Raw genomic sequence first — 20442 nt, 5'->3', positions numbered from 1 at the left:
CAGCCTATGACTGCCATGGTCCCAGCGACAATCCCATGTCCCGCGATCCCATCCTTAGTTTGCCCTGGCCCGACGCCCGGCCACTCCCCGACACCTTCTTCGACCGCGATGCGTTGCTGGTCGCCCGCGAGCTGCTGGGCAAGGTGATCCGCCATCGCCAGGGCAATCTCTGGCTGGCGGCGCGAATCATCGAGACCGAGGCCTACTACCTGGAGGAGAAAGGCAGCCACGCCTCGCTCGGCTACACCGAGAAGCGCAAGGCACTGTTCCTCGACGGCGGGCACATCTATATGTATTACGCGCGCGGCGGCGACTCGCTGAACTTCAGCGCCGGCGGGCCGGGCAATGCGGTGCTGATCAAGTCCGGCCATCCCTGGCTGGATCGCATCAGCGACCACGCGGCGCTGGAGCGGATGCAGAGCCTGAACCCGGACAGCCAGGGCCGGCCCCGCGAGATCGGCCGCCTGTGCGCCGGCCAGACCCTGCTGTGCAAGGCCATGGGGCTGAAGGTGCCGGAGTGGGACGCACAGCGCTTCGATCCGCAGCGACTGTTCGTCGACGATGTCGGCGAGCGCCCCAGCCAGGTGATCCAGGCCGCTCGGCTGGGCATTCCGAAGGGGCGCGACGAACACCTGCCGTACCGTTTCGTCGATGCCGCCTTCGCCGCCTTCTGTACCCGCAACCCACTGCGCCGCGGCCAGGTCGCCGGGCGCGACTATCATCTACTCGGACACCAGGACCCGCACCTGCAATGAGTCTCGACAGCTTCAACGCCTGGATGGCCGCCAACCCCGAGTGGCTGGGGCTGGCCATCTTCCTCATCGCCTTCCTCGAATGCGCGGCCATCGTCGGCATCGTCCTGCCCGGCGTGGTGCTGCTGTTCGGCGTCGCGGTGATCGCCGGCAGCGGCGCCCTCAGCCTCGGCGAAACCCTGATGCTGGCCTACGCCGGCGGGGTGCTGGGCGACCTCAGCTCGTACTGGATCGGCCGCCGCTTCCACCAGAACATCCGCCGCCTGCCCGGCCTGCGCAGCCATCCGCAGTGGATCACCGCCGCCGAGGTGTACTTCGAGCGCTACGGTATCGCCAGCCTGCTAGTCGGCCGCTTCATCGGCGCCCTGCGGCCGATGCTGCCGATGGTCGCCGGCATGCTCGACATGCCGTTCGGCCGTTTTCTCGGCGTTTCGCTGATCGCCGCCGCCGGCTGGGCGGTCGCCTACCTGTTGCCCGGCTGGGCCACCGGCGCAGCCCTGCGCCTGCCGTTGCCGGAAGGCTTCTGGAGCGAAGCCGGGATCGTCGCGGCCTGCCTGGCGGTGCTGGTCGGTGTGGTAGTCCAGGCCAGCCTGCGACGCAAACGCTGGGCAACCGCTGTGGCGGCCGCGCTGAGCCTGGTCCTGCTGCTGGCGATGACCGTCGCCTGGCCGTACCTCCAGGACCTCGACCAAGGCCTGATGACGCTGGTCCAGGAGCACCGCAACGCCGACCTGAACCCGGTGATGGTGGTGGTCACCCGGCTCGGCGATTTCCGCACCCAGTTCATCGCCGGCGCGCTGCTCGGCGGTATCCTCCTGCTGACCCGGCAATGGCGTCCGGCCATCTTCGCCATCGGCACCCTGGTGGGCACCGCGCTGGCCAACCAGACCCTGAAGACCCTGTTCGCCCGCGCCCGCCCGGAAGTGCTGGCCGAACCGCTGAGCAGCTTCAGCTTCCCCAGCGGACACAGCTCGGCGTCCTTCGCCTTCTTCCTCACCCTGGGCGTCCTCGCCAGCCGCCAGCAACCGCCGCGCTGGCGCCTGACCTGGGTACTGCTGGCGGTGATCCCGTCGCTGAGCATCGCCCTGTCGCGGGTCTACCTTGGCGTGCACTGGCCGTCGGACATCGTCGCCGGCGCCCTGCTCGCCACTACGGTCTGCGCCGCCAGCCTGTGGCTGAGCCAGCGCCGCGAGTCGCTGCCGGCGCTGCCGCAACGGGTCTGGTGGCTGCTGTTGCCGGTCTGCGTGGCGACCCTGGCGATCGCCGCCGGCTGGGCCCTGCCGGAAGCCATTGCGCGCTACCGGCCGCTGTGAGGGTTGGCGCTCAGTCGATACCCAACTCGCCCTGCAGGTGCTCCAGCAGCACCTGGATCCGCGCCAGTTGCATCTGCGCGTCGGGCAGGGCGAGCAGTTCGAGCTTGCGTTCGGTATCGAACGGCAGCAGGTAGGCCAACTGGTTGGCCAGGTCCTGCTGGCCGCCGGGCTCGCCGCCCATCTCCAGCGCGGCCACCATCGGATGCTCGGCCAGCACGCTGAGCAACGCGGCGAGATCGTTGTGTTCGTACGTCAGGGGTTGCTCCGGCAGGTCTTCGAACCACTCGATCTCGCCGACGCTGAGCTGGTCGGCCTGGACCTCCACCGACAGCACCTGGAAACGCCGACCGCCCTCCACGCGGATGCCCAGCAGGCCGTTCGGGCGCTGCTGCCAGTCGCGGACCGAGGCCTCGCAGCCGACCATCGCCAGGCGGCTCGGCGCTTCGCCGACCTCCCGCCCTTCGCCGATGGTCACCACGCCGAAACCGGTGCCCTGCTTCATGCAGCGGCTGATCATGTCCAGGTAGCGCGCCTCGAAGATCTGCAGGTCCAGGCGGCAACCGGGGAACAGCACGGCGTTGAGGGGAAACAACGGCAACTTCATCGCGACTCCTCGGGCATCGTCAGGCAACCAGCGCTACCGCCAACGGTAGCAGCACTGCGGTGGCAACGCCCATCAGGCTCATCGCCAGGGCGGCGAAGGCACCACACTCCTCGCCTTCCTGCAAGGCCCGCGAAGTGCCCACCGCGTGGGCCGTCATGCCCAGCGCCATGCCCTGCGCGGCGGGGTGCCGGACGCCGATGGCGCGCAGCAGCTCCGGCCCGAGGATCGCCCCGAGCACCCCGGTGATCAGTACGAACACGGCGGCCAGCGCCGCCACGCCGCCGATCTGGCTGGCCACCAGCATGGCGATCGGCGAGGTCACCGACTTCGGCGCCATGCTCATCAGCATCCGCGGCTCGGCACCGAACAACCAGCCGAATGCGATGCCCAGCACCGTCGCCAGCGTACCGGCGACCACCAGGGTCAGCAGGGTCGGCCAGAACAATTGGCGGATACGCCGCAGGTTGAGGAACAGCGGCACCGCCAGGGCCACCGTGGCGGGGCCGAGGAGAATGGTCAGGACCTTGGCGCTGGCACTGTATTCGTCGTAGTCGATGCCGCAAAGCAGCAGCACGCCGATCACCACCAGCATCGATACCAGCACCGGCTGCAGGAACACCCAGCGGGTCCGTTCATAGGCGGCCAGGGCCAACTGGTAGGCGCCCAGGGTCACGCCGACGCCGAACAGCGGATGGTGGATCACCGCCTCGAGGGCGGCGTGCCAGGCCATCAGGACTCCTCCCGGCGACGTTGCTGGCGATCGATGAGCTTCTGCATCATCCAGCCGGCGAACAGGAACGACAGCAGCAGCGACAGTACCAGCGCGCCGACGATGGCCCAGAAATCGGCGGCGATCTCCCGCGCATAGGCCATCACCCCGACCGCCGCCGGCACCAGCAGCAGCGGCAGGTAGCGCAGCAACGAGCCGGCCGCCTCGTTGACCGGCTTGCCGACCTCGCCACGCGCCAGGAAATAACCGAACAGCAGCACCAGGCCGATGATCGGACCGGGCAGCATGGGCAACAACAGAACGTTCAGACCTGTGCCGAGCAACTGGAACAGCACCAGCCAGGTCAGACCACGAAGCAACATGGGCACCTCCAGCAAGGGCCGACCATTATGCCCAGCCCGCCGGGACATTGGCACGCTCCTCGCCTATCCATCAGTCGCAGTCGCGGCACCGCATGACGCGATATTCGCCAGGCCGATGGTTTCTTGACCCGGTCGCCAACGCGTGCTGATCTTCCTGCACCATGAGAACAACAGCCATCCTCCCGGAGGACTTATGCCATTCGTACCCGTAGCAGCGCTCAAGGACTATGTCGGCAAGGATCTCGGCCATTCCGAATGGCTCACCATCGACCAGGAGCGGGTCGACCAGTTCGCCGAATGCACCGGCGACCACCAGTTCATCCACGTCGATCCGGAGAAGGCGGCGAAGACGCCCTTCGGCGGCACCATCGCCCACGGTTTCCTGTCCCTGTCGCTGATCCCGAAGCTGATGGAAGGCCTGCTGGTGCTTCCCGAAGGACTGAAGATGGCGGTCAACTACGGCCTCGATACGGTGCGCTTCATCCAGCCGGTGCGGGTCGGCTCGCGGGTCCGCCTGGGCCTGACCCTGCTCGACGTCAACGAGAAGAATCCCGGCCAGTGGCTGATCAAGGCGCGCGCCACCCTGGAGATCGAAGGCCAGGAGAAACCCGCCTACATCGCCGAGACCCTCAGCCTCTGCTTCGTCTGAGCCCGCCCCAGCGAGCGCTGCCGTTCGCTTGACGGCCAGGCGCCTTCGCGCCCCTCTCCCCCCTTCCAAAAGCCCCCGCTCGCGGGGGCGCTCTGGGCCGGCAGGGAAATACCCTACTGCCAGGCAACGATTTTTCCGCCACACTGTCTCCCCTCCACCCTCGGACCGAACCACTCATCGGGAACGCCGCATGCTTCGCCCCGCCAGGTCTCTCTCGCTCTGCTCCGCCCTGGTCATCCTGCTCGCCGCCTGTGGCGAGGGCGAACCGCTGCTCCCGGCCGATGCGCGCCTGCCGGACGGCGCGCGCTATCGCGGCGAGCTGGTGGACGGGCGCCTGGAAGGCCAGGGCCGGCTGGACTACGACAACGGCGCCTGGTACGCCGGCCGCTTCGAGCATGGCCTGCTGCACGGCCATGGCACCTGGCAGGGCGCCGACGGCAGCCGCTACAGCGGTGGCTTCGCGGCCGGCCTGTTCGACGGTCAGGGACGCCTGGCGATGGCCGATGGCAGCGTCTACCAGGGCGGCTTCCGCCAGGGCCTGTTCGATGGCGAAGGCAGCCTGGAACAACAGGGCACTCGCTACCGCGGCGGTTTCCGCAAGGGCCTGTACAGCGGCCAGGGCACGCTGGACGGCAGCGATGGCAGCCGCTACCAGGGCAGCTTCCGCCAGGGTCGCCTGGAAGGTGAAGGCAGCTTCAGCGACAGCCAGGGCAACCAGTACGCCGGTACCTTCCGCGACGGGCAACTGAACGGCAAGGGGCGCTGGAGCGGGCCCGATGGCGACCGCTACGTCGGCCAGTTCAAGGACAACCAGTTCCATGGCCAGGGGCGCTACGAAAGCGCCAGCGGCGATGTCTGGATCGGCCGCTTCAGCGAAGGCGCGCTGAACGGCCCCGGCGAGCTTCTCGGCGCCGACGGCAGCCGCTACCGCGGCGGTTTCCAGTTCTGGCGCTTCCATGGCCAGGGCCTGCTCGAACAACTGGACGGCACCCGCTACGAAGGCGGCTTCGCCGCCGGCGCCTATGCCGGCCAAGGCACCCTGGACCGCGCCGACGGCAGCCGTGAGCAGGGACTCTGGGCCGACGGCAAGCGCATCCGCGACGCCGCCGGCAAGGCCCTGCCCGACACCCTGGAAATCGGCCTGTTGGCCCAGGGTCGCCTGCTCGACGAAGAACTGCGCAAGATCCCGGCCTCGACGCCGGCCAGCGAACTCTATGCCCTGAGCCTGGGCGGCGATGGCCGCCAGGGCGTGTTCCTGCGCGAGGCCGATTACGCCGGCGACCTGCTCGGCCAGCGTTTCGCCGCTCGTGGCGTGATTCGCCTGGTCAACCACCGCGACCACTTCGGCGACCGCCCGCTGGCTACCCGGGAAAGCCTGTCCCGCGCCGTGCGCACCCTGGCCGAACGCAGCGGGCCGGAAGACCTGGTCTTCATCTACCTGACCAGCCACGGCTCCAGCGACCACCAGTTGGCCCTGGACATGCCCGGCCTGAACCTCGGCGACCTGCCGGCCGCGGAACTGGCCGAACTGCTCGCGCCGCTGCGCCAGCGCGACAAGGTGCTGGTGGTATCGGCCTGCTACAGCGGGGGCTTCATCCCGCCGCTGAAAGACGAACGTACCCTGATCCTGACCGCCGCGCGTGCCGACCGGGTCTCGTTCGGCTGTTCCGACGACGCCGACTTCACCTATTTCGGCCGCGCCTTGCTGGCCAATGCGCTGAACCGCACCGACGATCTGTCCAAAGCGTTCGAACTGGCGAAAGAGGAAGTGCGTCAAAGGGAGAAGGAGGAAGGTTTCGAAGCTTCGGAACCGCAAGCCTGGTTACCGGAACGCGTGCTCGCGCACTGGCGGACGCTGCGGGGGCAGCAAGCCGAGCGCGCGCTCGCGTCCCGGGAAGGAAAAACCGGCGAGGGCGCGGCGGGCAAATAGATACGCCGCGCACTACGCTCATTGGTGTGGAAGGGGAGAAACACACATGCACTCGACGCCCAAGCGCGTTCTGCTCGCCGGCGCGACCGGTCTTACCGGCGAGCACCTGTTGGATCGGATATTGAGCGAGCCGACCCTGGCCAAGGTCATCGCCCCTGCCCGCAAGGCGCTGGCCGAGCATCCGCGGCTGGACAACCCGGTCGGCCCGCTGGCCGAGCTGCTGCCGCAACTCAACGGCAGCATCGATACCGCCTTCTGCTGCCTCGGCACCACGATCAAGGAAGCCGGCTCGGAGGAGGCCTTCCGCGCGGTCGATTTCGACCTGCCGCTGGCGGTGGGCAAGCGCGCGCTGGAGATGGGCGCCCGGCATTACCTGGTGGTCAGCGCCCTGGGCGCCGACGCCAAGTCGTCGATCTTCTACAACCGGGTCAAGGGCGAACTGGAGCAGGCCCTGCAGGAACAGGGCTGGCCACAGCTGACCATCGCCCGGCCATCGCTGCTGTTCGGCCCGCGCGAGGAATTCCGCCTGGCCGAGATCCTCGCCGCGCCGATCGCCCGCATCCTTCCCGGCAAGTACCACGGCATCGAGGCCTGCGACCTGGCCCGCGCGCTCTGGCGCCTGGCGCTGGAGGAAGGCAAGGGCGTGCGCATCGTCGAGTCCGACGAACTGCGCAAGCTGGGGAAATGAGCCGCGGGCGGGTCCCGCCCTACATGCCGCCGCTGACGCCGAGGTTGAGGCCGATGGCGGTGGCCAGCGAGAACGGCAGCAACAGGGTGTCCAGCAGCGCGCTGCCCGGCAGGTCGAGCCCCGGATGGGCCGGCGCCTCCGCGCCGAAGCGTTCCATCGGGCAGCAGCCGCCGTGCAGGCTGTACCAGTCCAGCCGGGTGCCGGCGTAGACCACCGGCGCCCCTGGCTTGGCCGCATCCAGGGTGCGCACGGTGGCGCAACCGCCCAACTGCACCGCCAGGACCAGTAGCAGCACCCTACTCGTCGCTGACAAGGTGCTGTTCCCCCCAGCGCGGCAGCATGTCCTGGGGAATCCCCAGGGTGTTGAGGATTCGCGCGACGACGAAGTCCACCAGGTCCTCCACCGATTGCGGCTGGTGGTAGAAGCCCGGCGCCGCCGGCAGGATCACCGCGCCGAGGTTGGACAGCTTGAGCATGTTTTCCAGGTGGATACTGGAGAACGGCGCCTCGCGCGGCACCAGCACCAGCGGCCGGCGCTCCTTCAGGGCGACATCGGCGGCGCGCTCGATGAGGTTGTTGCAGGCCCCCGTGGCGACCGCCGACAGGGTGCCGGTGGAACACGGGCAGATCACCATGGCATTGGGCGCGCTGGAGCCGGAGGCCGGCGGCGCCATCCAGTCGTTCTGGCCGAACACGCGGATCTGTCCGGCGGCGGCACCGCAATATTCGGTGAGGAAGGCCTGCATCGCCTGCGGCTTGGCCGGCAGGGCCACGTCGGTCTCGGTGGCCATCACCAGTTGCGCGGCCTTGGAGATCAGGAAGTGCACCTCGCGCTCTTCCTGCACCAGGCAATCGAGCAAGCGCAGGCCGTACTGGGCGCCGGAGGCGCCGGTCATCGCCAGGGTAATGCGTTCCGGACCGCTCATTGCGCCCCTCACTCGGCCAGCGCCGCGGCCAGCTTGCCGTGCAAGCCGCCGAAGCCGCCGTTGCTCATGATCACCACTTGCGCGCCGGGCCTGGCCTGCTGGCGCACCTGCTCGATGATCGCCTCCAGGGTATCGCAGACCTGCGACGGTATCGCGCATTGCGCGGCGGTGGCGGCCAGGTCCCAGCCCAGGTTCGGCGGCGCGTACCAGAGCACCTGGTCGGCCTGGCGCACGCTGTCCGGCAGGCCGTCGCGATGAGCGCCGAGCTTCATCGAGTTGGAACGCGGCTCGACGATGGCGATCACCTGGGTATCGGCGCCAACCTGCTTGCGCAGGCCGTCGAGGGTGGTGGCGATGGCGGTCGGATGGTGGGCGAAGTCGTCGTAGAGGGTCACGCCCCGGACCTCCGCGACCTTCTCCATGCGCCGCTTGACGTTGCGGAACTCGCTGAGTGCCGCCGCGCCCTGGCTGGGCACCACGCCGACATGGCGCGCCGCCGCCAGGCTGGCGAGGGCGTTGGCGACGTTGTGCAGGCCGGTCAGCGGCCAGTCCACCTCGCCCTGGACGATGCCGTCGAACAGCACCTCGAAGCGCGAGCCGTCCTCGGCGAGCAGGCGCGCCTGCCACTGGCCGCCTTCGCCGGTGGTCTGCACCGGGGTCCAGCAGCCCATCCCGAGTACGCGCTCCAGGGCTTTCTCGGCGCTCGGGCGAATGATCAGGCCCTCGCCCGGCACGGTGCGCACCAGATGGTGGAACTGCCGCTCGATGGCCGCGAGGTCGGGGAAGATATCCGCGTGGTCGAATTCCAGGTTGTTCAGGATCGCCGTGCGCGGGCGGTAATGAACGAACTTCGAGCGCTTGTCGAAGAAGGCGCTGTCGTACTCGTCGGCCTCGACCACGAAGAACGGCGTACCGCCCAGGCGCGCCGAAACCCCGAAGTTCTGCGGCACCCCGCCGATCAGGAAGCCCGGGCTCATGCCGGCGTGCTCCAGAACCCAGGCGAGCATGCTGGTGGTGGTGGTCTTGCCGTGGGTACCGGCCACCGCCAGCACCCAGCGTCCTTGCAGCACGTGGTCGGCCAGCCACTGCGGGCCGGAAACGTAGGGCAGGCCCTTGTTCAGGACATGCTCCACCGCCGGATTGCCGCGCGACAGGGCGTTGCCGATCACTACCAGGTCCGGCGCCGGCTCCAGGTGGGCCGGATCGTAGCCCTGCATCAGCTCGATGCCCTGGGCTTGCAGCTGGGTGCTCATGGGGGGGTAGACGTTGGCGTCGGAACCGGTCACCCGGTGGCCCAGTTCCTTGGCCAGCACGGCCAGCGAGCCCATGAAGGTCCCGCAGATGCCGAGTACGTGGATGTGCATGCAGACTCCTGCAGATCAAGCCGTCGAAGGCGCTGTGAATGGGCGGCAGATTAGCACAGCGGAGGCGCCGGCCGCCCGGCGTCGCGGCATCAGACGACGCGGCGTCGGCGGGGTTCCCGCCGGCCTCGCGGCGGCCCGCCTGGAGACGTCCCGCCCGTCAGGCCTGGCCGCGCACCAGGCCGTGCCGGCGCAGCTTGCGATACAGGGTGTTGCGGCTGATCCCCAGTTGCTCGGCCACCCGGCTCACGTGCCAGCGCTGGCCGTCCAGCGCCGCCAGCAACGCGGCTCGCTCGGCGTCGTCCAGGCTGTTGCCCGCGGCCGGGGCGGGCGCCGCTGCGGCGGGCGGCAGCGCCGCCAGGGCCTGGCGGATATCCGCGGGCAGGTCGCGCAGGCCGACCCGGCCGTCCTCGCAGAGTGCCACCAGGGTCCGTAGCACCGTGCGCATCTGCCGGACGTTGCCCGGCCAGCGGTAGGCCAGCAGGCCCTGGCGAACCTCGCCGTCGAGCTGGATGCGCTGGCCCCTGGCTTCCTCGGCCAGCAGGTAGTCCAGCAGCTCCTCGCGGTCGCTGCGCTCGCGCAGCGGCGGCAGGCTCACGACCATGCCATTGAGGCGGTAGTAGAGATCCTCGCGAAAGCGTCCATCGGCGACCAGCTCGGCCAGGTCGCGGTGGGTAGCGCTGATCAGGCGCACGTCGACATCCTCTGGCTCGCCGCCCAGCGGTACTACCCGGCGCTCTTCCAGCACCCGCAGCAGGCGGGTCTGCAAGGCCAGCGGCATGTCGCCGATCTCGTCGAGGAACAGGGTGCCGCCGTCGGCCTGCTGCAACTTGCCGCGCATGCCCTCCTTGCGCGCGCCGGTGAAGCTGCCGCCGCGATAACCGAACAGTTCGCTCTCGATCAGGGTTTCCGGGATCGCCGCGCAGTTCAGCGCGACGAACGCCTGTTCCGCGCGCGGGCCGGCCAGGTGCACGGCCTTGGCGAAGGCCTCCTTGCCGGAACCGGTCTCGCCGTTGAGCAGCAGCGGCACGTCGCGCGCGTAGACCTTCAGCGCCCGGCGGAAATCGGCGGCCAGCTCGGCGTCGCCCAGGCACAGGCCGGGCGCGGCAGGCGCCGGCTTCGCTGCCGTGGGCACCGCCAGGCCCTGGGGTATCGCCCGCGGCGCGCCGCGCAGCATGGCATACAGGGTCCGTCCCTCGCGGGTGCGCAGCGGCCAGCTGGCGCTGGGTTGCGGCGAGGCGCGACCGAGCAGGTCGTCGAGACGGCAATCGAAGAAGGTCTCCACCGGCTGGCCGAGCAGGCGCTGGCGCGGACAACCGAGCAGGTTCAGCGCGCTCTGGTTCACCGCGCGGATCCGCCCGTCTTCCTCGAAGGCCAGCAGCCCTTCGCTGAACAGGCCGACATAGTCGCCCTGGACATGGAAGCGCAGCAGCCAGGAGCCCTCGAAGCGACGGAGGAAATAGCAGCCCTCGATGATCTTCGCCGACAGGTTGACCAGCGCCATGGTGTGGAACTGGCTCTGCCGCGAGACTTCCTGGCGCGCCGAAGACACGTCGAGCACCGCCATCAGCTCGCCCTGCGGATCGAACACCGGGCTCGCCGAGCAGGTCAGGCCGGTGTGGCGGCTACGGAAGTGCTCTTCCTGCTGGATGGTCAGGGCCTGCCGCTCGACCACGCAGGTGCCGATGCCGTTGGTGCCTTCGCAGGGCTCGCTCCAGTCGGCGCCGAGCCAGAGGCCGGCGTGTTCGAAGGTCTGGCGCTGGGCGTCGGCGTTGACGCAATTGAGGATCACCCCGCGGGCATCGGTGAGCAGTACCGCGTGGTCGTTGCCGGAAAGCTGCTGGTAGAGGCTGTGCATCTCGCCATCGGCGATCTCCAGCACCTGTTGCAGGCGCTCGCGGCGTTCGAGCATGCGCGCGTGCTCCAGCACCATCGGCGCCATCGGCTGGCCGGGATCGAGATGGTGCTGTTCCAGGCAGCGCAGCCAGGAGCGGGCGATGGACGGATCGGTCGCAGGGCCGCCCGGCGGGATCTTGCCCTGGGCGACGGTCAGCACTTGCCGCGCGTGGCGGCTCATGGAACTGGCAGGCATTGTTATGGTTCTCCGCGAGGGACGGGCCGTCTCTTGCCTGGGCGCGGTGGATCGGTCCGCGAGTCTCCGGACGGCTATCGGTGCAGCATCCAACAGGCCGGGGCGCAATGCAACGACGGACTGACCGATGAGTCATGCGCTGCGCCAAAAACGGTACAGAGTGTCACTCACGAGCGTCCCGCCCGCGTGACAGGGAGCGTTCGCAAGCTCCCCTGCGAAACCTTCAGGACGCTCTACTCCGGGCCTTTCGCCACTCTGGCCCGGCCCTTGCTCCAGGCTTACGACAAGCGCGACAGCGCGTCCTCCCCTAATAAGCACAAGAGCCAGGAGATACCATCATGCGTTACGCCCATCCCGGTAGCGAAGGCGCCATCGTTTCCTTCAAGGCCCGCTACGGCAACTACATCGGCGGCGAGTTCGTGCCTCCGGTCAAGGGCCAGTACTTCACCAACACCTCGCCGGTGAACGGCCAGCCGATCGCCGAGTTCCCCCGTTCCACCGCCGAGGACATCGACAAGGCCCTCGATGCCGCCCACGCCGCCGCCGACGCCTGGGGCCGTACCTCGGTGCAGGAGCGTTCGAACATCCTGCTGAAGATCGCCGACCGCATCGAGCAGAACCTGGAACTGCTCGCCGTCACCGAGACCTGGGACAACGGCAAGGCCGTGCGCGAGACCCTCAACGCCGACATCCCCCTGGCCGCCGACCACTTCCGCTACTTCGCCGGCTGCATCCGCGCCCAGGAAGGCTCCGCCGCCGAGATCAACGACAGCACCGTGGCCTACCACATCCATGAGCCGCTGGGCGTGGTCGGGCAGATCATCCCGTGGAACTTCCCGCTGCTGATGGCTGCCTGGAAGCTGGCCCCGGCGCTGGCCGCCGGCAACTGCGTGGTGCTCAAGCCGGCCGAGCAGACCCCGCTGGGCATCTGCGTGCTGCTGGAACTCATCGGCGACCTACTGCCGCCGGGCGTGCTCAACGTCGTCCAGGGCTTCGGCAGGGAGGCCGGCGAGGCCCTGGCCACCAGCAAGCGCATCGCCAAGATCGCCTTCACCGGTTCCACCCCGGTCGGCTCGCACATCCTCAAGTGCGCGGCGGAGAACATCATTCCCTCCACCGTCGAGCTGGGCGGCAAGAGCCCGAACATCTATTTCGAAGACATCATGCAGGCCGAGCCGGCGTTCATCGAGAAGGCCGCCGAGGGCCTGGTGCTGGCTTTCTTCAACCAGGGCGAGGTGTGCACCTGCCCGTCCCGCGCGCTGGTCCAGGAGTCGATCTACCCGGCGTTCATGGAAGAGGTGCTGAAGAAGGTCAGGGCGATCAAGCGCGGCGACCCGCTGGACACCGAGACCATGGTCGGCGCCCAGGCTTCCCAGCAGCAGTACGAGAAGATCCTCTCCTACCTCGACATCGCCCAGCAGGAAGGCGCCGAAGTGCTCACCGGCGGCAGCGTCGAGAAGCTCGAAGGCAACCTGGCCAGCGGCTACTACATCCAGCCGACCCTGCTCAAGGGACACAACAAGATGCGCGTGTTCCAGGAGGAAATCTTCGGCCCGGTGGTCGGCGTCACCACCTTCAAGGACGAAGCCGAGGCCCTGGCCATCGCCAACGACACCGAGTACGGCCTCGGCGCCGGCCTCTGGACCCGCGACATCAACCGCGCCTACCGCATGGGCCGCGGGATCAAGGCCGGTCGCGTGTGGACCAACTGCTACCACCTGTACCCGGCCCACGCCGCGTTCGGCGGCTACAAGAAGTCCGGCGTCGGTCGCGAGACGCACAAGATGATGCTCGACCACTACCAGCAGACCAAGAACCTGCTGGTGAGTTACGACATCAACCCGCTGGGCTTCTTCTAGTAGGACCCCGGACCGGCCGCGACCGCTCTTTCCCGGAGCGGTCGCGCCGGCTCGTGAAACACGCCGCCGAGGCTGACGGCGGCGTCCCTTCCACCTCCTCGCCAGGCCGATTGCAGAGCGGCTGGCATAGCTATTGCCTGCGTTCACCACGTACAGCACACCACCGGGAAAACCGGGGTCGATAACAACAAGATTGAGGTGAAAAACCCATGTCCCTCGAACAAACCGGCCATGCGCCCGCAACTTCCGGGGTCGACTTCGAAAGCGTCGACGCTGACTACTTCCAACACCGTCAACTGAAGAAAGGCGCCGCCGGCTGGGTCCTGCTGGTCGGGCTCGGCGTCGCCTACGTGATCTCCGGCGACTACGCCGGCTGGAACTTCGGCCTGGCCCAGGGCGGCTGGGGCGGGATGTTCCTCGCCACCCTGCTGATGGCCACCATGTACCTGTGCATGTGCTTCTCGCTCGCCGAGCTGTCTTCGATGATCCCTACCGCCGGCGGCGGCTACGGCTTCGCCCGCAGCGCCTTCGGGCCCTGGGGCGGCTTCCTCACCGGCACCGCGATCCTCATCGAATACGCCATCGCCCCGGCGGCCATCGCCTGCTTCATCGGCGCCTACTGCGAGTCGCTGTTCGGCGTCGGCGGCTGGCTGATCTACCTGGTGTTCTACATCGTGTTCATCGGCATCCACATCCTCGGCGCCGGCGAGGCGCTGAAGCTGATGTTCGTCATCACCGCGGTGGCGGCCATCGCCCTTGGCGTGTTCATTGTCGCGATGGTTCCGCACTTCGACTCGGCCAACCTGTTCAACATCCCGCAGACCGCGGCGACCGGCGCCAGCAGCTTCCTGCCGTTCGGCTATGTCGGGGTCTGGGCGGCGATCCCCTACGCGATCTGGTTCTTCCTCGCCGTCGAAGGCGTGCCGCTGGCCGCCGAGGAAACCAAGAACCCCAAGCGCGACCTGCCGCGCGGACTGATCGGCGCCATGTTGGTGCTTCTCGCCTTCGCCGCACTGATTCTGGTCGTCGGTCCCGGGGCTGCCGGAGCCAAGGAGCTGATGGGCTCGGGCAATCCCCTGGTGGAAGCGCTGGAGTCGGCCTACAAGGGTTCGACCTGGATGAGCCAGTTCGTCAACCTGGTCGGCCTGGCCGGGCTGATCGCCAGCTTCTTCTCGATCATCTATGCCTACTCGCGGCAGATCTTCGCCCTCTCCCGCGCCGGCTACCTGCCGCGCAGCCTCTCGCTGACCAACCGCAAGAAGGCGCCGGTACTGGCCCTGGTGGTGCCGGGGGTGATCGGCTTCGGCCTGTCGCTGACCGGCCAGGGCGACCTGCTGATCCTGGTCGCGGTGTTCGGCGCGACCATCTCCTACGTGCTGATGATGGCCGCGCACATCACCCTGCGCATCCGCCGCCCGGACATGCAGCGCCCCTACCGCACCCCTGGCGGCATCCTCACCTCCGGCGTAGCCCTGGCGCTGGCCTGCGTCGCGGTGGTCGCCGGCTTCCTGGTCGACCCGCGGGTCGTGGTCGGCGCGGTGGCGATCTACGCTGTACTGATCGGCTACTTCGCCCTGTACAGTCGGCATCACCTGGTGTCCGGCACCCCGGAAGAGGAGTTCGCCGCGATCCAGGCGGCGGAACAGGACCTGCGCTGAGAGCGACAACGACAAAGCCCGGCCCGCCGCATGGCGAGGCCGGGCACTGGAGACACACATGGCACGTTTCACCCATAGCGTCGGCGGCGAGACCTACCGCTTCGACAGCCTCAAGGACGTGATGGCCAAGGCCAGCCCCGCGCGCTCCGGCGATTTCCTCGCCGGCGTCGCGGCGAGCAACGACGGCGAGCGGGTCGCCGCGCAGATGGCCCTGGCCGACATCCCGCTCAAACACTTCCTCGACGAGGCGCTGATTCCCTACGAGGACGACGAGGTCACCCGCCTGATCATCGACACCCACCAGCGCGACGCCTTCGCCCCGGTGTCCCATCTCACCGTCGGCGGCTTCCGCGACTGGCTGCTCGGCGACGCCGCCGACGAGGCCAGCCTGCGCGCCCTGGCTCCGGGCCTGACGCCGGAAATGGCAGCGGCGGTATCGAAGATCATGCGTGTCCAGGACCTGGTCCTGGTGGCGCAGAAGATCCGCGTGGTCACCCGCTTCCGCAACACCCTCGGCCTTCGCGGCCGACTCTCCACCCGCCTGCAACCGAACCACCCGACCGACGACCCGGCCGGAATCGCCGCGAGCATCCTCGACGGCCTGCTGTTCGGCAATGGCGACGCGATGCTCGGGATCAATCCTGCCACCGACAGCATGGCCTCGATCTGCGCCCTGCTGGAGATGCTCGACGCGATCATCCAGCGCTACGAGATTCCCACCCAGGCCTGCGTGCTGACCCACGTCACCAGCTCCATCGAGGCGATCAACCGCGGCGTGCCGCTGGACCTGGTGTTCCAGTCGATCGCCGGCACCGAGGCGGCCAATGCCAGCTTCGGCATCAGCCTGAAGATCCTCCAGGAAGGCTACGAGGCCGGGCTCAGCCAGAAGCGCGGCACCCTCGGCAACAACCTGATGTACTTCGAGACCGGCCAGGGCAGCGCGCTCTCGGCCAACGCCCATCACGGCGTCGACCAGCAGACCTGCGAGACCCGCGCCTATGCGGTGGCTCGTCACTTCAAGCCGTTCCTGGTGAACACCGTGGTCGGCTTCATCGGTCCCGAGTACCTATACAACGGCAAGCAGATCATCCGCGCCGGCCTGGAAGACCACTTCTGCGGCAAGCTGCTCGGCGTGCCGATGGGTTGCGACATCTGCTACACCAACCATGCCGAGGCCGACCAGGACGACATGGACATGCTCCTGACCCTGCTGGGCGTCGCCGGGATCAACTTCATCATGGGCATTCCCGGCTCCGACGACGTGATGCTCAACTACCAGACCACCTCCTTCCACGACGCCCTCTATGCGCGCCAGACGCTGGGCCTGAAGCCGGCGCCGGAATTCGAGGACTGGTTGCAGCGGATGGGAATCTTCACCCAGGCCGACGGGCGCATCCGCTTCGGCGACGAGCTACCGCCGGCGTTCCGCCAGGCCCTGGCGCAACTGGCCTGAGGAGATGCCGATGAACGACAAGCACCTGCCCGACGCCAGCGCCGAGAACCCCTGGCTGCCGCTGCGCCAGCTGACCCCCGCGCGGATCGCCCTGGGCCGCACCGGCACCAGCCTGCCGACCCGCCCGCAACTGGACTTCCAGTACGCCCACGCCCAGGCGCGCGACGCCGTGCACCTGCCCTTCGACCATGCGGCCATCAGCGACGGCCTGCGCCAGCGCGGCCGCGACAGCCTGCTGCTGCACAGCGCCGCCGCCGACCGCCACGTCTACCTGCAACGCCCGGACCTCGGCCGGCGCCTCGACGAGGCCTCAGTGCAACGCCTGCGCGAACACGCCGCCGGCTACGACGGGCAGATCGACCTGGCCATCGTGGTCGCCGACGGCCTCTCCGCGCTGGCCGTGCAGCGTCACACCCTGCCCTTCCTCGAACGCCTGGAGGAACAGGCGCTGGCCGAAGGCTGGTCGCTGTCGCCGGTGGTCCTGGTGGAACAGGGACGGGTGGCGGTGGCCGACGAGATCGGTGAATTGCTGCGGGCGAAGATGAGTGTGATCCTGATCGGCGAGCGTCCCGGCCTCAGCTCGCCGGACAGCCTCGGCCTGTACTTCACCTGGGCCCCGCGGGTCGGCCTCACCGACGCCTATCGCAACTGCATCTCCAACGTCCGCCTGGAAGGCCTCAGCTACGGCATGGCCGCGCACCGCCTGCTCTACCTGATGCGCGAGGCCTGCCGGCGGCAGCTTTCCGGGGTCAACCTGAAGGACGAGGCGGAAGTCCAGGCGCTGGAAGGCGAGGCTCCGCGCACCGGCAACTTCCTCCTGGCGAGGGACTGAGCCTCCCGGCCGAAGGATGGGCCGGCGCGCGACGCCCCTCCTTCGGCCGATTCAAACGTTCGCTTGGATTGCGCTTTCCAGGGAGATTGGGCAGCATCGAAGCGTTGCTGGCATGCAGCCTGCATCGTCCCGGCAGCCCCTTCCCGCAATGCGAGGCCCGTCATGCGAATCGTGCAAGCCACCCTCGAACACCTCGACCTGCTGGCGCCGCTGTTCGTCAAGTACCGCGAATTCTACGGCATGCTCTCCTACCCCGAGTCCTCGCGGAAATTCCTCGAGAAACGCCTGCGCCGCAAGGAGTCGGTGATCTACCTGGCGCTGGCCGACGAAGAAGACCGGCTGCTCGGTTTCTGCCAGCTCTATCCGAGCTTCTCCTCGCTGTCGCTCAAGCGCGTCTGGATCCTCAACGACATCTACGTCGCCGAGGAGGCGCGCCGGCAACTGGTCGCCGACCACCTGCTGCAACACGCCAAGCAGATGGCCCGGGAAACCCATGCGGTGCGCATGCGTGTCTCCACCAGCGTCGACAACGAGGTAGCGCAGAAAGTCTACGAGTCGATCGGCTTCCGCGAAGACCAGGAGTTCAAGAACTACACCCTGCCGATCAGCGACGAACTAAGCTGAAGACAAAGGCACGGCACTTCCCAACCGATCGCTCAGAGCAGAGGCATCCATGGGTTCGCGCACCTGGCACTGGCCCGGCGTCCTGCTCGGCCTGCTCCTCGCCACGGCCGGCGCGCAGGCCGACACCCTGCGCGTGGCGACCCTCGACTGGGCGCCCTACGTCGGCCCCGACCTGCCGGGCAAGGGCCTCGCCAGCCGCATCCTCGACGAAGCCCTGGCCCTCGACGGGCACCGCGCCGAACTGGTGTTCCTGCCCTGGCAACGTGCCCTGAAAGAAGCCGCCGAAGGGCGCTTCGACGCCCTCATGCCGGCCTACCTGTCGCCCGAGCGGCGCGAACTGTTCCACGCCACCATCCCCCTGCTCGACTCGCAACTGGGCTTCTTCCGCCAGCGCGAGCGCCTGCTGCCGGTCAATCCCGCGCATCTGGAAAGCCTGCGTCCGTACCGCATCGGTGTGGTCCGCGGCTACGTCAACCGGGAGGATTTCGACGCCGACCGCAGCCTGACCAAGGACGCGGTAACCAACGACTGGCAGAACCTCGAGAAGCTCCTGCGCGGGCGTATCGACCTGGCCGTGGTCGATCGCTACACCGGCTACCACCTGCTGGCGCGCAACGTGCCGGCGCTGAAGGATCGCCTGGTGTTCATCGAACCGCCGCTGGAGGTCAAGCCGCTCTATGTACTGGTGCCGAAAAGACACGCCCGCGGCGCCGCCCTTGCCGCCAGCCTCGACCGCAACCTGCGCCTGATGCGTCGCAGCGGCCGGCTGGAACAACTGATCGCCGAAGCGCACCTCGAACGCAGCGGACAGACCCGCACGCTGGCCGTCGATCCGTTAACCGGCCAGGCCGACCAGCAGCGCAGCCCCGGCCAGGAGCAGGGCCAGGGCCAGCACGCCCCGTTGCAACCGGCGTGGCGCAAAGACCCGCTGGGGATGCGCTAGCGGCTTCTGCAAGGCCAGCCAGAATTCCGACAACGCTTCGAAGCGCGCCTCCGGACGCGGCGCCAGGGCCCGCGCCAATACCCCGTCCCAGCCGACCGGCAGGTCCGCCTGACGCTCGCCCAGCGGCTCGTAGCGGCATCCGCCGTCGCTCTCCGGGCAGGCGATCGACGGCCAGCGACCGCAGAGCAGCCAATAGAACAGCGCCGCCAGGGCAAACTGGTCGGCCCGGCCATCGAGCGCCTCGCCGCGACGCAACTCCGGCGCCAGCGGCACGCTGTCCGCAGGCAGCGCCTGGCGCGCCACGCCCGGCAGGATCGCCGCTGCCTCGGGGAGGAACAGCAGGCGCCCGCCCTCGTCCAGCAGGATCTGCCGCGGCGCCAGCCACAAGCCCTGTACACCGCGCCGCTGCAAGGCGCGAACCGCATCGATAAGTTGTTCCAGGAGGACCAGCGCGCATTGCGGTTCCAGCGGCAGGTGCGCTGGCGCCCAATCCAGCAGGCTGCGCATCGGCCAGCGCGGCGGAGCGAACAACTGGAAGGCATGACGACGCAACCGGGGCGACGACAATACTCGCGGCAGGCTCTCCGCACGGCAGCGCCGCAGTGCCCATTCGCGCTGCCAGAACGCTTCGTCGGCATCGGCCGCCGCGAGCAGCAGCAACGCCTCGCGTCCTTGCTCGTCGCAGGCGCGGAACAGCCGCCCGGGTGGGCCGAACGCGCAAGCCGCCTGCAAGGTCCAGCCATCCACGCAGTCGCCGGGGCACGCCGCGCCCAGCGCTGGCCAGCCGGTATGCCGTGGCGCCGCTGGGGCGCGCTCGAGCGCCCCCGGCAAGACCAGCGCCACCGCCCCCGGCGCATGCAGCAACGGCTGCTGCACGCCCTCCAGGCGCCCCGTGGTCAGCCCGGCACAACGTTCTCCGAGGGCGCGCAGGTCGGCCACTTCGAGCAACGGCTGGGGCGCCAGCACCAAGGGCTCGCCGGCCACCTGGGTCAGGTTGTGCTGGACCAGCGCCAGCTCCGCGCTGCTACCCAGCGGCTGGCCGCTCCCTCCCAGGCGCTGCAGGCTGCCCTGGCGATAACGCAGCAGGCCGACGGCGCCGCACTGGAGAAAGTGCACGCCCCCGGCATGGACCAGCAGCAACCCCGCCGCCAGCTCGAGCACGCCCGGCTCGCCTTCGCGGCGCCGGCGATACAGCTGCATGTTCAGCGAAGCCAGGACCTGCCGCGCCGCCTGCGCTTCCGGCCAACCCTCGGGGGTACAGGCGTAGTCGGCGAACAGTGCGTCGAGATGGCCTTCGATGGCCTGCACCACGTTGGCGCAACCGCGTCCCCAGAGCAGCGCCAGGAGAAACGCCGGAGCCCGTCCGGGGCGAGGCGCGAGCCATTCGGCGCGAACCCGCGCGGCCTGCCCCGGCAAGTCGCGCCCGGCGCCCAGGGCGAGACTGAGCGGTGGCTGGGCAAAAGGCTGGAGTGTCATCGCACGCCCTTCCCTGCTAGAAATTTCTCCTGTTCTTGCAGACTTTATGCCGACCAATTTCGGAAAAATTACCGAAACATCCTGCAATCAGTGGTTTTGCCGGGATCGCGACAAACAGCCCCCCACCCATCCGGACGCCCCCCTATAATGGCGGCCCTCTGCCGCTCAACGCGTTGTCTCCGCAGGTTGC

Annotated in this window: 19 protein-coding genes; 11 read left to right on the top strand and 8 right to left on the bottom strand. The window is 68.6% G+C overall.

The window, feature by feature from the left end:
* Positions 1–35 precede the first annotated feature (35 nt).
* Together VQ067_RS04890 and VQ067_RS04885 are read left to right on the top strand one after the other, a co-directional pair.
* A complete protein-coding gene (locus VQ067_RS04890) occupies positions 36–755 on the top strand; it encodes a DNA-3-methyladenine glycosylase (protein ID WP_003110373.1) in 720 nt (239 codons plus the stop codon).
* Positions 752–2065 (top strand): bifunctional DedA family/phosphatase PAP2 family protein, encoded by a 1314-nt coding sequence (locus VQ067_RS04885; RefSeq protein WP_019486571.1) that lies wholly within the window; start codon positions 752–754, stop codon positions 2063–2065. Before VQ067_RS04890 ends, VQ067_RS04885 begins: the two co-directional genes overlap by 4 nt.
* 10 nt (positions 2066–2075) lie before the next feature.
* Here VQ067_RS04885 and VQ067_RS04880 read toward each other — a convergent pair whose 3' ends face one another.
* From VQ067_RS04880 to VQ067_RS04870, 3 genes are read right to left on the bottom strand one after another with little or no spacing between them, the layout of a single operon-like run.
* On the bottom strand, positions 2076–2669 hold the full coding sequence (locus tag VQ067_RS04880; RefSeq protein WP_003093212.1) for an LON peptidase substrate-binding domain-containing protein: 594 nt from the start codon (positions 2667–2669) through the stop codon (positions 2076–2078).
* A 19-nt stretch (positions 2670–2688) separates the two neighbouring features.
* Positions 2689–3399 carry an LrgB family protein gene (locus tag VQ067_RS04875; RefSeq protein ID WP_024947157.1) on the bottom strand — a complete coding sequence of 237 codons (711 nt, stop codon included), beginning with the start codon at positions 3397–3399 and terminating at the stop codon, positions 2689–2691.
* Positions 3399–3761, bottom strand: a complete 363-nt coding sequence (locus VQ067_RS04870; RefSeq protein WP_003093216.1) for a CidA/LrgA family protein — start codon at positions 3759–3761, stop codon at positions 3399–3401. Before VQ067_RS04870 ends, VQ067_RS04875 begins: the two co-directional genes overlap by 1 nt.
* A 193-nt stretch (positions 3762–3954) precedes the next feature.
* Between VQ067_RS04870 and VQ067_RS04865 the strand changes: the two genes are divergently transcribed.
* From VQ067_RS04865 to VQ067_RS04855, 3 genes are all read left to right on the top strand, one after another.
* On the top strand, positions 3955–4410 hold the full coding sequence (locus tag VQ067_RS04865) for a MaoC family dehydratase (RefSeq protein ID WP_003093220.1): 456 nt from the start codon (positions 3955–3957) through the stop codon (positions 4408–4410).
* A gap of 190 nt (positions 4411–4600) precedes the next feature.
* A complete protein-coding gene (locus tag VQ067_RS04860) occupies positions 4601–6340 on the top strand; it encodes a C13 family peptidase (RefSeq protein WP_003118249.1) in 1740 nt (579 codons plus the stop codon).
* A gap of 46 nt (positions 6341–6386) precedes the next feature.
* Positions 6387–7028: an oxidoreductase gene (locus VQ067_RS04855; protein ID WP_003093223.1), complete on the top strand. Its 642-nt coding sequence runs from the start codon at positions 6387–6389 to the stop codon at positions 7026–7028.
* Positions 7029–7047: 19 nt separating this feature from the next.
* Here VQ067_RS04855 and VQ067_RS04850 read toward each other — a convergent pair whose 3' ends face one another.
* The 4 genes from VQ067_RS04850 to eatR all read right to left on the bottom strand — a co-directional run bounded on the left by VQ067_RS04850 (position 7048) and on the right by eatR (position 11407).
* Positions 7048–7341 (bottom strand): YceK/YidQ family lipoprotein, encoded by a 294-nt coding sequence (locus VQ067_RS04850; RefSeq protein WP_023094415.1) that lies wholly within the window; start codon positions 7339–7341, stop codon positions 7048–7050.
* Positions 7325–7954, bottom strand: a complete 630-nt coding sequence (gene ubiX / locus VQ067_RS04845) for a flavin prenyltransferase UbiX (RefSeq protein ID WP_003093227.1) — start codon at positions 7952–7954, stop codon at positions 7325–7327. The genes VQ067_RS04850 and ubiX overlap by 17 nt, the downstream gene beginning before the upstream one ends.
* An 8-nt stretch (positions 7955–7962) precedes the next feature.
* Positions 7963–9318, bottom strand: coding sequence for a UDP-N-acetylmuramate:L-alanyl-gamma-D-glutamyl-meso-diaminopimelate ligase (mpl, locus tag VQ067_RS04840; RefSeq protein ID WP_003124067.1), 1356 nt, complete (start codon positions 9316–9318; stop codon positions 7963–7965).
* A gap of 157 nt (positions 9319–9475) precedes the next feature.
* Entirely contained in the window at positions 9476–11407 is a 1932-nt protein-coding gene (gene eatR, locus VQ067_RS04835; RefSeq protein ID WP_009877475.1) for a sigma-54-dependent transcriptional regulator EatR, read from the bottom strand.
* Between the two features lie 338 nt (positions 11408–11745).
* Here eatR and exaC point away from each other — a divergent pair, with 338 nt between their 5' ends.
* From exaC to VQ067_RS04805, 6 genes are all read left to right on the top strand, one after another.
* Positions 11746–13266: an acetaldehyde dehydrogenase ExaC gene (gene exaC, locus VQ067_RS04830; protein WP_009313359.1), complete on the top strand. Its 1521-nt coding sequence runs from the start codon at positions 11746–11748 to the stop codon at positions 13264–13266.
* Positions 13267–13475: 209 nt separating this feature from the next.
* A complete protein-coding gene (gene eat / locus VQ067_RS04825) occupies positions 13476–14924 on the top strand; it encodes an ethanolamine permease (protein WP_003093230.1) in 1449 nt (482 codons plus the stop codon).
* 58 nt (positions 14925–14982) lie between these two features.
* Positions 14983–16377, top strand: a complete 1395-nt coding sequence (locus VQ067_RS04820; protein WP_003093232.1) for an ethanolamine ammonia-lyase subunit EutB — start codon at positions 14983–14985, stop codon at positions 16375–16377.
* Positions 16378–16387: 10 nt separating this feature from the next.
* Positions 16388–17209 carry an ethanolamine ammonia-lyase subunit EutC gene (gene eutC / locus VQ067_RS04815; RefSeq protein WP_003110520.1) on the top strand — a complete coding sequence of 274 codons (822 nt, stop codon included), beginning with the start codon at positions 16388–16390 and terminating at the stop codon, positions 17207–17209.
* A 162-nt stretch (positions 17210–17371) separates the two neighbouring features.
* Positions 17372–17833 (top strand): GNAT family N-acetyltransferase, encoded by a 462-nt coding sequence (locus VQ067_RS04810; protein WP_003093235.1) that lies wholly within the window; start codon positions 17372–17374, stop codon positions 17831–17833.
* A gap of 49 nt (positions 17834–17882) precedes the next feature.
* The gene (locus VQ067_RS04805; RefSeq protein WP_033990619.1) at positions 17883–18776 is read left to right on the top strand and encodes a substrate-binding periplasmic protein; all 894 of its coding nucleotides are present in this window, start codon (positions 17883–17885) and stop codon (positions 18774–18776) included.
* On the opposite strand, the gene VQ067_RS04800 is transcribed toward VQ067_RS04805, so the two are convergent.
* Positions 18669–20252 carry a protein kinase gene (locus VQ067_RS04800; protein ID WP_340080807.1) on the bottom strand — a complete coding sequence of 528 codons (1584 nt, stop codon included), beginning with the start codon at positions 20250–20252 and terminating at the stop codon, positions 18669–18671. The two genes, VQ067_RS04805 and VQ067_RS04800, sit on opposite strands and share 108 nt — an antisense overlap.
* Positions 20253–20442: the final 190 nt, after the last annotated feature.

The sequence above is a fragment of the Pseudomonas sp. KBN12P06040 genome (genome assembly GCF_037574965.1).
GTDB lineage: Bacteria > Pseudomonadota > Gammaproteobacteria > Pseudomonadales > Pseudomonadaceae > Pseudomonas > Pseudomonas aeruginosa.
Note: the sequence above shows the minus strand (reverse complement) of the source record. Positions and strands in the feature narration are given on the sequence as shown.